This is a genomic window from Streptosporangium minutum (assembly GCF_002149035.1).
GTDB lineage: Bacteria > Actinomycetota > Actinomycetes > Streptosporangiales > Streptosporangiaceae > Streptosporangium > Streptosporangium minutum.
Genome location: NZ_NGFP01000230.1, coordinates 1 through 15276 on the forward strand (window position 1 = coordinate 1; position 15276 = coordinate 15276).

At 71.9% G+C, this 15276-nt stretch carries 11 protein-coding genes and 1 pseudogene; 1 reads left to right on the top strand and 11 read right to left on the bottom strand.

What is annotated here, in order from left to right:
* The 7 genes and pseudogenes from CA984_RS47410 to CA984_RS34680 all read right to left on the bottom strand — a co-directional run.
* Positions 1-293: pseudogene (locus tag CA984_RS47410) on the bottom strand (sugar phosphate isomerase/epimerase family protein); the annotation flags it as partial.
* Between the two features lie 164 nt (positions 294-457).
* The gene (locus tag CA984_RS34655) at positions 458-1897 is read right to left on the bottom strand and encodes a sulfatase family protein (RefSeq protein WP_086577648.1); all 1440 of its coding nucleotides are present in this window, start codon (positions 1895-1897) and stop codon (positions 458-460) included.
* Positions 1884-2882, bottom strand: a complete 999-nt coding sequence (locus CA984_RS34660) for a Gfo/Idh/MocA family protein (RefSeq protein WP_086577649.1) — start codon at positions 2880-2882, stop codon at positions 1884-1886. The genes CA984_RS34655 and CA984_RS34660 overlap by 14 nt, the downstream gene beginning before the upstream one ends.
* Complete coding sequence (locus tag CA984_RS34665; RefSeq protein WP_086577650.1) at positions 2875-3969, bottom strand: GntR family transcriptional regulator; 1095 nt, start codon at positions 3967-3969, stop codon at positions 2875-2877. Before CA984_RS34665 ends, CA984_RS34660 begins: the two co-directional genes overlap by 8 nt.
* An 11-nt stretch (positions 3970-3980) precedes the next feature.
* Positions 3981-4826: a carbohydrate ABC transporter permease gene (locus tag CA984_RS34670; protein WP_086577651.1), complete on the bottom strand. Its 846-nt coding sequence runs from the start codon at positions 4824-4826 to the stop codon at positions 3981-3983.
* 12 nt (positions 4827-4838) lie between these two features.
* Complete coding sequence (locus CA984_RS34675) at positions 4839-5792, bottom strand: carbohydrate ABC transporter permease (protein ID WP_086577652.1); 954 nt, start codon at positions 5790-5792, stop codon at positions 4839-4841.
* Complete coding sequence (locus CA984_RS34680) at positions 5792-7114, bottom strand: extracellular solute-binding protein (protein ID WP_086577653.1); 1323 nt, start codon at positions 7112-7114, stop codon at positions 5792-5794. Before CA984_RS34680 ends, CA984_RS34675 begins: the two co-directional genes overlap by 1 nt.
* A gap of 219 nt (positions 7115-7333) precedes the next feature.
* Between CA984_RS34680 and CA984_RS34685 the strand changes: the two genes are divergently transcribed.
* A complete protein-coding gene (locus CA984_RS34685; RefSeq protein ID WP_086577654.1) occupies positions 7334-10465 on the top strand; it encodes a chondroitinase family polysaccharide lyase in 3132 nt (1043 codons plus the stop codon).
* Between the two features lie 102 nt (positions 10466-10567).
* On the opposite strand, the gene CA984_RS34690 is transcribed toward CA984_RS34685, so the two are convergent.
* From CA984_RS34690 to CA984_RS34705, 4 genes are all read right to left on the bottom strand, one after another.
* Positions 10568-11347 carry an IclR family transcriptional regulator gene (locus CA984_RS34690; protein ID WP_086577655.1) on the bottom strand — a complete coding sequence of 260 codons (780 nt, stop codon included), beginning with the start codon at positions 11345-11347 and terminating at the stop codon, positions 10568-10570.
* Positions 11348-11482: 135 nt separating this feature from the next.
* Positions 11483-12721 carry a (Fe-S)-binding protein gene (locus tag CA984_RS34695; RefSeq protein ID WP_086577656.1) on the bottom strand — a complete coding sequence of 413 codons (1239 nt, stop codon included), beginning with the start codon at positions 12719-12721 and terminating at the stop codon, positions 11483-11485.
* Complete coding sequence (locus CA984_RS34700; protein ID WP_086577657.1) at positions 12722-14050, bottom strand: FAD-binding oxidoreductase; 1329 nt, start codon at positions 14048-14050, stop codon at positions 12722-12724.
* Positions 14050-15276, bottom strand: a 1227-nt coding sequence (locus CA984_RS34705) for an FAD-linked oxidase C-terminal domain-containing protein (RefSeq protein ID WP_086577658.1), incomplete at its 5' end; no start/stop codon positions are given. The genes CA984_RS34700 and CA984_RS34705, both read right to left, overlap by 1 nt.

Sequence of the window (15276 nt, forward strand, 5' to 3'; positions counted from 1 at the left end):
GCCCGGACCCCGGCCCGGTCGGCGGGCGGGCCTTCCCGCTCCGCCGCCGCGAGTACCCCCGCCCGCCACTCCCATCCGGAGACACCGGAGACACCGGACACACCGGACACACCGGACACACCGGTCGCCGGCGGTGCCGTACGGCGGGCACCCGCCCCCGGCAGGCCGACGTGGACGCCGGTGTCGGGGTGGAGACGCAGCTCCAGCCCGTCGCACCCGTACGCCGTCGCGATCCTGATCGCCTCGGGCAGCCCCGAGCCGGGCAGGCCCAGCGTGCTGAAGGAGGTTCTCACTCCGGCTCCCCTTGCTCTCTCGAAGGACGGCGGAAGGGCGGCTCGCCCCGTGCGGACTCGATCTCTACCTCCCCGGCCAGGTCATGGACCGACTCCGGCACGCGTGCGCCCGTCCCCGCCGGCCGTACGGCGGGCGTGCCGGGGCACCGCGCCGGGCCCGGCGGTCATCCGTACCGGGGGACCGTCGGGAAGGGCGCGGCCTCGAAGGCGCCGAGTCCGGAGCCCGGCCGTAGCGGAGCGGTCTGGCCGGACCCGCTGACGGGCAGCCCCCTGCCGTCCGCCGCCGGGTCGACGTACCGGGCGAACCAGGCGTCCAGCTCTCCGGCCAGGCCGGCGCGCGCGGACGCCGCCTCGGGGGCGTCGGCCAGGTTGCGCCTCTCACCCGGATCGGCCACCAGGTCGTAGAGCTCGTGCGGGCCGTACGGATGCCGGTGCACGTATTTCCAGGCTTCGGTCCGGATCATGCGGACCGGCCCGTACTCGTCGAACACCACCACCCTCGGACGGTCCTCGCCCGGCGAGCCGCCGAGGACGTCGGCGAACGATCGGCCGGGTCGCGCTCCGGCGGTGGCGGCGGGAAGCCCGAGATGTTCCAGCAGCGTGGGCCGTAGATCGTAGGCCGACAGCAGTGCCTCGCACACCCGGCCGCCGGGGACGCGTCCCGGCTGGCTCACGATCGCCGGGACCATGACCGAGCTGTCGTAGACGTTCTGCGGGAAGGTGCCGTTGCCCTTGCCCCAGATCCCGTGGTGGCCGCAGTTGAAGCCGTTGTCGCTGGTGAAGACAACCAGTGTCGACTCCGTGAGCCCCAGCTCCGCCAGCCGGGACAGCACCCGGCCGATCCCGGCGTCCATCGCCGACACCGCCGCGAAGTAACCGGTCAACGCGGCGCGCACGTCGGGCTCGCCGCCGACCGGGGCCCCGTCCGGGCCCACCGGCTGCCAGGGGTGCGGCGGCTCCTGCGGGCAGGAGTCGAACGCGCAGCCGTCGTAGAGCGCCTCGAACGCCTCCGGGTGCTGCCCCTTCCACGGCGTGTGCGGCGCGGTGTAGTGCAACGACAGGTAGAACGGCTCCTGGCGCTCCGCCTCGCCCGACAGGAACGCGCACGCCTCGTCGGTCAGCACGTCGGTGAGGTACCCGGGAGCCTCGACCCGCTCGCCCCCGTCGTAGAGGACCGTGTCCAGGTACGGCCCGCCGCCGCTCTCGTGCGCCAGCCAGCGTACGAACCCCGGCCGGGGCCGGTCGTTGGCGCCCAGGTGCCACTTGCCGATCAGGCCGAGCCGGTAGCCCGCGTCGTGCAGGTCGTCGGTGAAGAGCCTGCGCCCGGCCAGGAAGTCCACCCCGTCGTCGCCCACGTGCCCCCGGCTGATCCAGTCGTGCACGCCGTGCTGGGACGGGATCTCCCCGGTGAACAGCGACGCGCGGGCCGGGGAGCACACCGGGGAGGCGCAGAAGAACCGTGACAGCCGCACGCCCGAAGCCGCCAGGGCGTCGAGGGCGGGGGTGCGGATGTCGTCGTTGCCCGCGCAGCCCAGGGCCCACGGGCCCTGGTCGTCGCTCAGTATGAGCAGGACGTTGGGCCGGTCGGGATCATGACTGGCCAACGAGGCACTCCGTCCGCATCGGGGTCCCGCTCGCCGCCGAGGCGTAGGCGGCCAGCACGACCTCCAGCACGTGCCGCCCGTGCGCGCCGCCCACCGCGGGCGCCTGGCCGTCCCGTACGGCGTCCGCGAAGTCGGCGAGCTGGGCGGCGAAGGCCGCGGGGATGTCGTCGGGACCCGGCCGGTGCAGCCACGTCGTCACGCCGTCCTTGTGCAGCGCCGTACCGAGGTGGGGGGAGACCGACAGCGTGCCGCTCTCCCCGACGACGGTGATCTCGTCGTGCTGGGCGGGCGGGCCGGTGCTGGTCACCGCGACCTGCGCGGTCAGGCCACCGGACAGGGTCAGCCTGACCAGGGCGTCGGTCTCGATCGGCGAGCCGTTCACCGAGGCGTCCACCTGTTCGACCCGGCGGCCGGACAGCCACAGCAGCCGGTCCACGCAGTGCGCGCCGATGTTGATGAACACGCCGCCGCCGGAGAGCTCCGGGTCGAGGAACCAGCCGGGCCGCGAACCCGGCCGGTAGTCGGAACCGCGCCGGTCGGACATCAGCAGCGGCTCGCCGATCTCCCCGGCCGCCAGTGCGGCCATCGCCGCGACCTTGTCGGGCAGGAAGCGCTGGATGTGCCCGACGGCCAGCCGGACCCCGGCGGCGGCGCAGGCGTCGATCATTAGGTCGCAGTCGGCCAGCGAGGTGGCCATGGGCTTCTCGACCAGGACGTGCAGCCCGGCCGCCGCCGCGTCGCACACGATCGCGGTGTGCAGCGCGTGCGGGGTGTTGACCAGGACCGCGTCCACCTCGCCCGAGGCGATCAGGTCGCGGTGGTCGGTGTGCGCCGGCGCGCCGTGGGGCGCGGCGACCCGGCGCGCGGTCTCCAGGTTCAGGTCGCAGACCGCGCCCACCCGGAGGCCGCGCACCCGCAGCGACGCCTCGGCGTGCAGCACGCCGACGGCGCCCGCGCCGATCAGGCCCAGACGGAGTTCAGTCACTTGTCATCTCTTCCGAGGAGGCGCCGCATGATCGGCGCACGACGATGCCGGGGCGCAGCCGTACCCGGTGCATGGGCAGGTCCGGCTCGCGCAGGCGGCGGAGCAGGAGCTCGGCCGCATGGCGGCCGAGGTGGCGCTTGGGCGGGGACACGGCGGTGAGCGGGACCTCCGCCAGATCGGCGATCTCGTCGTCGTAGGCGACGATCGCCAGATCGCCCGGTACGGCCAGACCGGCCCGCCGGGCGGCGGAGACCATCAAGGTGGCCTCGCGGTCGCCGAAGCAGACGACGGCCGTGGAGCCCCCGGCCGTGATGCGGCGCACCTGCTCGTCGGCGACCCCGGGGTTCCACTCGCGCTGCGGCGCGGAGAACGGCTCCGCGGCCCGCAGCCCCAGGTCGGTCACGGCGGCCGCGAAGCCCTGGCCGACCGGCGCGCTGGTGGGGTTGCCGGAGCGGGTGAGCAGGACCAGCCGGGTGTGGCCGAGCGCGGCCAGGTGGCGCACGGCCGCGTAGCCTCCGGCCTCGTGGTCGGTGCGGACGTGCTCGCTGGGGTCGTCGGCGCCGTCCAGGCCTCGCTCGATCAGCACGACGGGCACCGGCAGGCCGGTGAGGCGGTCGACTACGGCCGCCGGATCCGCCCGGCCGATGAGCGTGGGGACGACGAGCAGGCCGTCCACGCCGGAGTCGAGCATGCGCTTCAGCGCGGCCTCCTCCTCCGCCGGCTGGTAGTGGGAGCAGGCCAGCATCAGCCGTGCCCCGGCGGCGGCCAGCGCCTCCTCTATGCCCTCCAGGACCTTCGGGTAGTAGAGCGTGGTGTCCGGCACGACCACGCCGACCAGCGCGGCCCCGCCCCGGACGGCCGGGGCGTGCTCGGCCACGAAGGTGCCCGCCCCCTGACGCCGGATCACGAGCCCCTCCTCGACCAGCTCGTCCACCGCGCGGCGGACCGTGGTGAGGCTGACCTCGCGGGTGTGGGAAAGCTCCTGCTCGGTGGGGAGCTTCGCGCCGGACGCCCAGACACCCGAGCGGATCTCCGCGCGGAGCTGGGTGGCGAGCCTGCGGAACTTCAACTCCCGTGAATCCGGCATGGCGTCAGCCCTCATTTCACTGAACCGAGGGTCATGCCCTCGATGATCCGTCGGCCGAGCCAGATATAGCAGGCGAGGACGGGTAGCACGACCGTGCAGACCCCGGCGAACAGGCCGCCCCAGTCGGCGCCGTTGTACTGCATCCGCTGCAGGAAGCCCAGCAGCGCGAGGGAGAGCGTGGCCTTCTCCTCGCTCTGCAGGAAGACCAGGCCGAACAGCGTCTCGCCCCAGTGCTGGATGATGTTGAGGATCATCGCGGTGATGATGCCGCTGCGCGCGAGCGGCAGCATGATCTGCCAGAACGTGCGGTTGGCGGAGGCCCCGTCGAGCGCCGCGGCCTCCTCCAGCTCCTTGGGCAGTGAGCCGAAGAAGCCGGTCAGGAAGAAGACCGTGAACGGCATCGAGGTCGCGACGTAGAGGATCCACAGGCCGGTCAGGCTGTCGACGAGGTAGAGCTCGTTCATCATCACGTACAGCGGCAGGATGATGACCTGCGAGGGGATGCCGAGGCCGAGCGCGAAGAACGCGGTGATGCCGCTGTTCCAGCGGGTCAGGATCCGGCTCAGCGCGTAGGCCGCGGGAGCGGACAGCGCGATCGTGGCGACGGCCGTGCCGAAGACCAGGATCACCGTGTTGAGGGTGGCCCCGGCGAAGTCGCTGGCGGTCCACGCGCGGGCGTAGTTGTCCCACTGCGGAGTGGTCGGCAGCGACCAGGGCTCGGCGAAGATCGCGCGGGTGGACTTGAGCGAGGTCAGCAGCATCCACACCGCGACGGCCACGCTGAACAGGGCGAACAGCCACGCGAAAGGCGAACCGAGCAGTTTGGACGGGCCGGGGAACTTACGGGTCATTGCCATGGGAGCCCCCTTTCAGAACTGGACCGTGTCACGGCGGAACATCCGGCGCAGCAGCACGACCAGCACGCCGACCAGGGCGAGCATGACCATGCCGGTCGCGGCGGCGGAGCCGTACTTGGGCACGCCGCTGGCGAAGGCCTCGGCGTAGGCGTACAGGGCGGTGTTCCACACCTTGGTCGGCGGAAGCTGGCCCGCCGCCCCCGCGAAGGCGTAGATGAACTCGAAGATCTTGATCGCGCTGATGCTCCAGAGCACCGCGCAGACCCCGACGACGTCCCACATCAGGGGGAGCGTCACGTGCCGGAACCGCTGCCAGGCGTTGGCGCCCTCCAGGTCGCACACCTCGTAGAGGTCCTTCGGGATGCGGTCCACGGCGGCCATCAGGATCGTGGTGAAGAACCCGGTCTGCACCCAGACCAGACCGATCATGATGACGGAGAAGAGGTTCTCGGTGCCCAGCCAGTTCGGCGGATTGTCCATGCCGAAGGTCCGCAGCGCCTGGTTGACGACGCCTTCGGCCTGGAAGAGGAATCCCCATAGGATCGACAGCACGATGCCGGAGATGATGTTGGGGAAGAAGATGATCGCCCGGACCGCCTTACGCCCGGCCATGTCGCGCAGGATCATCGTCAGCAGGAAGCTGAGGGCGAAGGTCGCGCCGCCGACGGCGAAGAGGATCGTCAGCGTGTTGGCGAAGGAGCCCTGGAAGACCGGGTCGAGCAGCAGCCGCCGGTAGTTGTCGAGCCCGGCGAACTCCATCGGCCCGGCCCCGGCCCACTTGTTGAGGCTGATCCAGGCGGTGGCGAGCGTCGGCAGGATGTAGAAGACGACGTAGAGGACGAGCGCGGGGGCGATGAACGGCCAGAACAGCCGCTTCCTCCCCCGGGCGAGCGGGCTGCTCTGCGCCGCGGGGACGGCCGGCTGCCGCTGGGCGGGCTCCGTCTCGCGGACGGCGGTCGCGGTCATCAGCCGTTGAGCTTCCAGAAGTCGACCGAGGTGCTCTTGAGCTTGGCCACGAAGTCGGCCGCGGAGACCTTACCGGTGATCAGCTCGGTGTTCACCGGCTGGAAGACCTTGGTGTACCAGTCGGTGTGGTCCATCTTCACGCCGTCGAGGGCCGGATGGGTCCGCGCGGTGTCCAGCGTCTTCTTCACGTCGGCCAGTACGGCGGGCACCTCGATGTCCGCGCGCGGCGTGATGTTGTCCGTCTCGGAGGCGATCTTCGACAGCCGCTCCTTGTTCATGAAGTACGCGACGAACCTCTTGGCCGCCTCGGCGTTGCGGGCCTTGGCCGGGATCGCGAACCCGATCAGCGAGATCTCCTGGGTCTGCTCGCCCTTGGCGCCCTCGGGGAAGGGGAAGGAACGGTAGGCGAAGCCCTCCTTGGCCGACGGCTTGGTCTCGCTCGGCGCGAAGGTGCCCAGCAGCAGGAAGTCGGCCCCGCCGCCGGCCCACTTCTGCTGGACGGCCGGGAACTTGCTGCCGTCGTAGCCCTTGACGAAGTAGCCGCCCTTGACGAGCTGCTCGATCTTCCGGACCGCGGTCACGAAGGCCGGGTCGTCGAACTTGGCGCCGGTCGCGTCCGTCGCGGCGGCGCCGAACGCGCCGGGCCCGAGGTCGCGCAGGATCGCGTGGTAGGTCCAGAAGGCCGAGTAGTCGGCGATGTCGGCGTCCAGCGCCAGCGGTCCGTCGCCCCGCGCGGACTTGCGGCTGTCCAGCAGGGATACGAAGTCGTCCCAGGTCTTCGGGGGCGCGGCGGCCACGTCCTTGAGCGCGTTGCCGTCGTACCAGATCTGCTCGGCCAGCACCTCGTACGGCACCAGCCAGGCCTTGCCCTCCGAGGTCGCGTACTCGCGGTACTTGGGATCGATCACGTCGCTGACCTTCTTGCCGGTCTCGCCCGGGATCTCCATGTCGTAGACCGGGGAGAGGTCCAGGCCCTGTCCGGTGGCGACGAAGGTCGACTTCACGAAGCGGTCGGCGGAGTCGACCAGGTCGGCGGGGACGTTCCTGGTGTTGAGCGTGGGCGCGAGCTGCTTGGAGACGTCGCGCCCCTTCCACTCGACCTTGACCTTGACGCCGGTCTCCTTGGTGAAGGAGGCGATGGCGGACTCCAGCACCTTGGCCTGGGGCTCGCCCGCCTTCCACATCGACCAGTAGACGAGCTCGTTGGAGGCCTCGCCGGTCGAACCGCCGCCGCAGGCGGCGGCGCCGAGGCCGAGCGCGCCCGCCACGGTCACGGCGGCGACGGTCCTGAGCACCTGGCGGCGGGGGAGGAATCCGTTCATCGAACACTCCTGGGGGAGGGGGTGGATGTCGGAATCCTGGACGTGAAGTCATCCCTAAGTCAACATAATGAATTAGGGATGAATTCTGCGGTCTGTGCGGTTTTCCCGTGTCCGCAGGGGGTTGGCCGCGACAAACGGTCCCAAAAATCTTGAAATACTTCTTTATTCATCACTTTTCTCTCCCGTTGGATACGGCTCATCCGATCCGAAGGAGGGGCCGTGCTGGAGATCACTCGTAGGACCGCGCTCAAGGCCGGAGCGGCGGGTGTGGCGGGAGCCGTCTTCCTGCGGCCCGGCACGGCGTCCGCCGCCGTGAGCGGCGACCTGGAACAGCGGGCCCTGGCCATGAACCCGCCGGTCTTCCTGCTGGAGACCGCCGTCCCGCCGCAGATGACCGCCGGACCGGGCTCGACGCTGAGCATCACCGACCGGGCCGCGATCTGCGGGAGCCACTCGCTCCGCTGGGAGCACGGCCGCCGATCCACGATCACGGTCAGCTGCCCCATCGGCTTCGCCCCCGACCCCTACCGGCCCATGGACGACCAGGCCTGGCAGGGGACCGTGGACACCTTCTCGGTCTGGATCTTCAACGAGACGCCGGTGGACGACGCGGTCCGCTTCGAGTTCGGCAGGGGGGACCGGACCGACGCCTGGTTCGAGTTCCGGCTCGACTTCACCGGCTGGCGGACGGCCTGGGTCCGCTACGACTACGACATGCACGGCCGGCCGCATCCCGGCATGGACACCCTGCGGGTCATCGCGCCCCGCCGCAGCGGGACGCTCCATCTCGACCAGCTCATGCTCAACGTGGCGCTGCGGCCGGACGCCCCCACCCGCGACGCCCAGGTGCCGGACGTCGCCAGGGAGGGCGAGGACTACGACAACCAGCACTGGCAGGCGCTCTACCTCTACGACACCCTGCTGACCAAGGCCCGGCCGGACACGGCCGCGCCGTCGGCGGAGGAGACGGCCTCGCTGCGCGCGCTGGTCACCCGCTACCGGGACGAATACCTCGTCTCACCGGTGAAGGTGGACGACGCGTCGGTGGCCGCGCTCGCCGGCCAGGTCGCCGCGCTCGGCGTCCCCGAGGCGTCCTCCAGCGGGGTGGGCCGCCCGGTCTTCTCCTACCAGTCGCAGATCTACCCGCCGGAGATCGCCGCCGAGCTCAAGACGTTCGTCAACGCGGTCACGCTGCGCGCCTACACCGACCTGATGAGGACCGTGGCGCTGGCCTTCACCTCGGCCGGAGCGGCGCACCGGCCGGCGCTCGCCGGCCTCTACACCCGGCTGGTCGTCCACCTGCGCGACCAGGGCTGGACCCGGGGAAGCTGCCAGGGCACCATCCACCACCTGGGCTACGACGCGCGCGGCTACTACGACTCGGTCTACCTCATGAAGGACGCGCTGCGCGAGGCCGGACTGTTCGAGCAGGTCCGCGCCGACCTGGCCTGGCTGACCGGGCTCGGCCGGATCTTCCGGAGCTGGGAGCACCGCAGGTCCTACGGCAGCGTCATCGACATCCTCAACACCACCTTCCGGGGGATGCTCGCGGCCGTGCTGCTCCGCGACACCGAGGCCGAGCAGGTCGCCTACCTGCGGGCGTTGCGTGACTGGCTGAACCGGGCACTGCTGCCCAGCGCGGGCATCCAGGACGGGCTCAAGGTGGACGGGGCCACCTTCCACCACGTCGGGTTCTTCCCCGACTACGCCCGCGACGGCTTCGTCGGACTGGCCCCGCTGGTCTACGTGCTCAGCGGCGGAGCGTTCCGCCTCGCCGCCGAGTCGCACGCCTCGCTCAAACGGGCCGTGCTCGCCATGCGCGTCTACGCCAACAAGAACCACTGGCCCATCTCGATCAGCGGCCGCAACCCCAGCGGGCTGACCGCCCTGTCGCCGGTGCCCTACCAGTGGCTGGCGATCTCCGGAACCCCTGACGGCTCAAGCGACGTGGACCCCGAGCTCGCCGCCGCGTTCCTGCGCCTGCTGCCCGCCGCGCCGAGCACCCAGCAGAAGCAGCTCGCCGCACGGCTGGCGGCACGCGGCATCGTCGCCGAACCCGACCCCAACGGCAACTGGACGATCAACTACGCCGCCCTGGCCGTGCACCGGCGGGAGAACTGGCAGGTCACGGTACGCGGGCACAACCGCTACCTGTGGAGCACCGAGGTCTACCACGGCGCGAACTGGTACGGCCGGTACAACACCTACGGTCAGATCCAGGTGCTGCACCGGGGCAGCCCGGTCAACAACGCCGACAGCGGCTACGCCCAGGCGGGCTGGGACTGGAACCGCAGGCCCGGCACCACCGTCGTCCACCGGCCGCTGGACGAGCTGCGGGCCGACCTGACCGGGGCGATCGAGGAGATGCTGCTCACCGACTCGCGGTTCGGCGGGGCGAACACCATCGACGGCCGCAACGGCATGTTCGCCATGGAACTGCGCGAGCACCCGAAGTACGAGGGCTCACACCGCGCGCTGAAGTCGGTCTTCCTGTTCGACGACCGGATCGTGGCCGTCGGCACCGGGATCGAGAACGACTCCCGGCAGGAGACCGAGACCACGCTCTTCCAGACCCGCCTGCCCGGCCGGGCGGCTCCCACCTACGTCGACGGGACCGAGCCGGTCGTGGCCTTCCCGCACGCCGCGCCGGACCTCGCGCCGCGCTGGCTGCTGGACGACAAGGGCATCGGCTACCACCTGGCGGCCGGGCAGAAGGTCGGCCTGACGCGCTCCACCCAGACCTCGCGCGACAACGCGACCGAGGCCCCGACCAGCGGCGACTTCGCGACCGCCTGGATCAGGCACGGCACCGCCCCACGGGGCGGGAGCTACCGCTACGCCATGGTCGTCGACACCACCCCCGAGCGGATGGCCGCGTTCGCCGACGCGATGGACGACCCGGCGAGCGCGCCGTACGCCGTGCTGCGCGCCGACACCTCCGCACACGTGGTGAGCGACCGGGCGACCGGGATCACCGGTTACGCGGTCTTCAAGCCCCTGGAACTGGCCGAGGGGCCGGTGCGCGAGGTGGACACGCCGTCCATGGTGCTGGTCAGGGGCGACGGGGACGACGGCCTGGTGCTGGCGGTGTGCGACCCCGATCTGCGGCTCTACAACGGCGTCGACCATGACCAGTACGAGCGCGGCCGGTACGTCGGCCACTACAGCCCCTGGTCGCGGCCGTGGCTGACCAGCCCGAGCCACCCCCACCGGATGCGGGTGACCCTCGACGGACGCTGGCGCGCGGACGGCGACCAGCCGTGCGAGGTGCGGGCGCGGCGCGACCGGACCGTGGTCGAGTTCGAGACGGTGGACGGGCGGCCGATCCAGGTACGCCTGCTCAGGGGATGACGGGCGTCTGACACGGACGGCCCGGCTCAGGAACCACGGGCGGTCGGCGCGGGCACGGCCTGGCTCAGGAGCCATGGGCCGCCGGTGCGGGTACGGCCCGGCTCAGGGGATGACGGGCGGTGTCCGCGCCGGGCCGGCCTGGCTGGGCCCCAGCTCGGCGCCGAAGTCGTTTGCGATCTTCCGCATGCCCTCGGCGAGGTCGTCCCTGTCGAGCGCGTCGATCCGCTCGGCCGGGCCCGACACCGACATCGCGGCGACCATCCGCGAGCCGTCGTGCACCCCCACGGCCAGGCAGTGCACGCCGAGCTCCTCCTCGCCCAGGTCCATCGCGTATCCCCGGTCGCGCACCCGCTCCAGCTCGGCGAGCATGCCGGGCAGGTCGGTGATCGTGTTGGCGGTCCGCCTGGGCATGCCGGTCCGCTCGACGAGCGAGGCCACCTCGGTGTCCGGCCGCCCGGCCATCAGGACCTTCCCCACTGCAGTGCTGTGCGGCAGCACCCGCCTGCCGACCTCGGCGAACATCCGCAGCCGCCGGGGAGAGGGCACCTGGGCGACGTAGACGATGAAGTCGCCCTCCAGCACCGCCAGATTGGCCGTCTCACCGGACAGCTCGACCATCTTCGCCAGGTACGGCTGCGCCCAGGTGCCGACCATGCGCTCGGCCACCTCGCCGAGCCGCACCAGTGCGCCGCCCAGCGCGTAACGGCGGTCGGACTCCTGGCGCACGTAGCCCCGGGCGAGCAGCGTGCGAAGCAGCCGATGGATCGTCCCGTACGGCAGGCCGGTCCTGGCCGCGATCTCCGAGAGCCCCGCCTCCCCGCCCCGCTCGGCGAGCGCCTCCAGCACGTCCAGCGCCCGGTCGACCGACTGCACCCCACTCATACGATCTCCTCGCCTGGCGGCTCGGAGTCCGCATTCGCGGACACCCTGTGCTGATCGATTCGCTCGCTGCGCTCACTCATACGATCTCCTCGCCTGGCGGCTCGGAGTCCGCATTCGCGGACACCCCGGGCTCGCTCATGGGACCCCCGGCAGGCCGCGCAGGGACGCGTCCAGGACCTGGGCGATGTGCGCGACGGGGAGCGCTCCGGCTCCCCGGCGGCGGATGGCCGAGGTGATCTGCATGGTGCAGCCGGGGTTGGCCGAGACCAGCAGGTCGGCGCCGGTGGCCAGCACCCGCTCCGCCTTGCGGTCCCCGAGCTCGCGGGCGGCCTCGGGCTGGAACAGGTTGTAGGTCCCGGCGGAACCGCAGCAGATGGATGACTCCGAGATCTCTCTCAACTCCAGATCGGGGATGGCGGTGAGCAGTTGACGGGGTTGGGATCGTATCCCCTGCGCGTGGGCCAGGTGACAGGCGTCGTGGTAGGCCACCGTGAGGGGCAGCGAATGCCGCTCGGCGGCCGGGCCGAGTTCGGCGAGATACTCCGTCAGGTCGACGGTCCGGATGGCCCGCGCCCGGTCCGCCCACTCGCCTTCGAGGATGTCGGCGTACTCCTTCATCGCCGATCCGCACCCCGCCGCGTTGACCACGACCGTGTCCACGCCCGCCCGTTCGAAGGCGGCGATCGTCCGCCTGGCGAACCGCTCCGCCTGCCCCTGCAGCCCGGAGTGCAGCGACAGCGCCCCGCAGCAGCCCTGCGAGGGCGGGATCACCACCTCGCATCCCTCCAGCGCGAGCACCCGGGCCGTGGCCGCGTTGACCTGCGGGAAGAACTCGCCCTGCACGCAGCCGGTGAGCATCCCGACCGTGGCCCGGCGCCTGCCCCGCGCCCCGACCCTGTGCGGCAGCCGTACCCTCGCCGGGACCGCGGGAGCGAGTTCGGCCATCGCGGCCATCGACGGGTTGATCCGCTCCAGCCTCGGCGCGATCCTCCGGCGCAGCCCCGCGCTGAGCCGGAGCGGCAGCCGCATCGCCCGCAGGCGCCGGGGGTAGGGGAGGAGCTGGAAGACCACGGCCCGCAACGCCCGGTCGTCCGGCCGCCTGACGTGCGTCCGCTCCACCTCGGCCCGCGTCTGCTCGATCAGCCGGTTGTAGCGGACCCCGGAGGGGCAGGCCGTTACGCACGCCATGCACCCCAGGCAGGCGTCGAAGTGCCCGGCCATCTCCGGCGTCAGCGGCGTGCCCTCGACGTGCTGTCTCATCAGATGGATCCGTCCGCGCGGCGAGTCCATCTCCTCGCCCCACAGGACGTACGTCGGGCACGTGGGCAGGCAGAACCCGCAGTGCACGCAGTCGTTGATCAGCTCGGGGTCCATTCAGATCCCTCCCACGGAGCGGCCGGGAGACATCCTCCGGCCGGGGTCGAACCGCTCCTTGACCCGCCGCAGCAGCGGCAGCGCGCCGACCGGGCCCCAGCGGTCGACCCGGCCGACGAGTTCCTGCGGCGCGGTGAGCACGGTCAGTCCGCCGCCGAGGCGGCCGAGATCGTCACGCACGCGTGACACGAACTCCGCGAACGCCGATCCGCCGACGTCCGGGGGCAGGGTGACCTGCAGGGCCGCCGTCGCCAGCGATCCGCGTACGTGCGCGGGCAGTCCCCGGGCCATGACCGCCCGCAGCGCGCCGCCCGCGCGGGAGGGCGGGACCCGCACTTCCAGCAGCACGTCCTCGCCGGGCAGCGTCCCCCACCAGCCGGGCGGCCCGGTGGTGATCCGCGCCGTCCCGTGCCCGGCCATCAGGTCCCGTACGGCCCGCGCCCGCGCGTCGGCCGCCCTCCCTTCGACCAGCACGGCCACGACGGGCCCGCCCCGGGCGTCCGGCCAGTCCACCTCGATCGCGCTCGGCTCGGCCTGGGACGCCGCGAGCTCGGCGGCGAGCACGTCCAGGCCGGGCGGTGAGCCGGGCCGCTCGGGTGCGTCCGGCCGGCCGTCGCCCCGCGCGCCCTGCGCGGCCCCGGCGCCCGGGGTTCCGGGCGTGGGCAGTTCGGCGATGATCCAGCGGCGGTCGTCCGGGATGGGATGGAGGCGGAAGGCGGCCTCGGTGATGACGCCGAGCGTGCCGTAGGAACCGGTGAACAGCTTGCCCAGGTCGTAGCCCGCGACGTTCTTGACGACCTTGCCGCCGGACTTGGCGGTCGTGCCGTCCGCCAGCACGACTGTGACGCCGATCAGCAGGTCGCGGGCCGTGCCGTGCCGGAACCTGCGGGGGCCCGCGATGGCGGTGGCGAGCACGCCGCCGACCGTGGCGCCGTCGAGGGGGACGTCGAGGGAGAGCTCCTGGCCCTCGGCGGCGAGAGTCTCGGCCAGCGAGTCCATGGTCAGGCCCGCCTGGACGCGGACGACGAGGTCGCCCGCGGCGTGTTCGAGCACCTGGTTCAGGCAGCAGGTGTCGATCAGCAGGTCGCAGCGCTCGGGCGGGGGACCCCAGTGCAGCCGGGTGCCGCCGCCGACCGGGGTCACGGCGAGATCGTGCTCGGCCGAGACGCGCATCAGCGTCGCGACCTCCCCGGTGTTCTCGGGCAGCGCCACCCAGCGCGGCGGGACCCCGGCCACGGCGTCGTCGGGGCCGGCCTCCCGGATCGTCACGCCTGTCCCGCGCAGCGCGCCCGGCAGGAGCGCCTCGCCCGTCCCGTGCAGCGCGCCCATCAGAACTGTTCCGCCTGTCCTGACTCGACCAGCGGGTGCACGCCCTTGCGGACCCCGGGGACCTCGCCGCACAGGCGCGGGGTGGGGAAGACCTTGCCCGGGTTCGAGAGGCCGCGGGGGTCGAAGGCGCAGCGCACCAGTTGCATGGTGTCGAGGTCGTCGTCGGAGAACATTTTCGGCATATATCGGGATTTGTCTACACCCACACCATGCTCACCGGTGATGGACCCGCCGTGCTCGACACAGAGATCGAGGATCTTCCCCGAGACCAGCCCGGCCCGCTCGCCCGCGCCGGCCTCCGCGTCGTCGAACAGCACCAGCGGATGCAGGTTGCCGTCCCCGGCGTGGAAGACGTTGGCCACCCGGATGCCGTACTCCCGCGACAACCGGTCGATGCTCGCCAGCACCTCGGGCAGCGCGGTCCTGGGGACGACCCCGTCCTGCACGATGTAGGCGGGGCTGATCCGGCCCACCGCGGCGAAGGCGGACTTGCGGCCCTTCCAGATCGCCGCGCGCTCGGCCGGGTCGGCGGCGACCCGCAGCTCGAACGCGCCGTTCTCCCGGCAGATCCGTGTCACCTCGTCGAACTGGTGCGTGACCTCCGGGACCGGGCCGTCCAGCTCCACGATGAGCACCGCCCCCGCGCCCTCGGGGTAGGCGCAGGCCACGGCCGCCTCGGCCGCCTCGATCGCCAGGGCGTCCATCATCTCGATCGCGGCGGGCACGATGCCGCCGCCGATGATCGCCGATACCGCCTGCCCGCCCTGCTCGATGCCGTCGAAGGCCGCGAGCAGGGTCGTCACGGTCTCCGGCGCCCGCGTCAGCCGTACGGTGACCTTGGTGGCGATGCCGAGTGTGCCCTCCGAGCCGACGAACGCGCCCAGCAGGTCGTATCCGGGATCGGTGTCCGACAGTTCGACGATGTCGCCGTCGGGCGTCACGATCTCCAGGGCGAGCACATGATTGACCGTGAATCCGTACTTCAGGCAGTGCGCGCCGCCCGAGTTCTCCGCGACGTTGCCGCCGATCGTGCAGACCTGCTGGCTGGAGGGATCGGGCGCGTAGTAGTAGCCCAGGTCGCGGACCGCCTCGGTGATCGCCAGGTTGGTGACCCCGGGCTCCACCACGGCACGCCGGTCCGCCACGTCGACGGAGAGGATCCGCCGCATCCTGGAGGTGACGATCAGCACCCCGTCGGTCGGCGGCAGCGCGCCGCCGGACAGCCC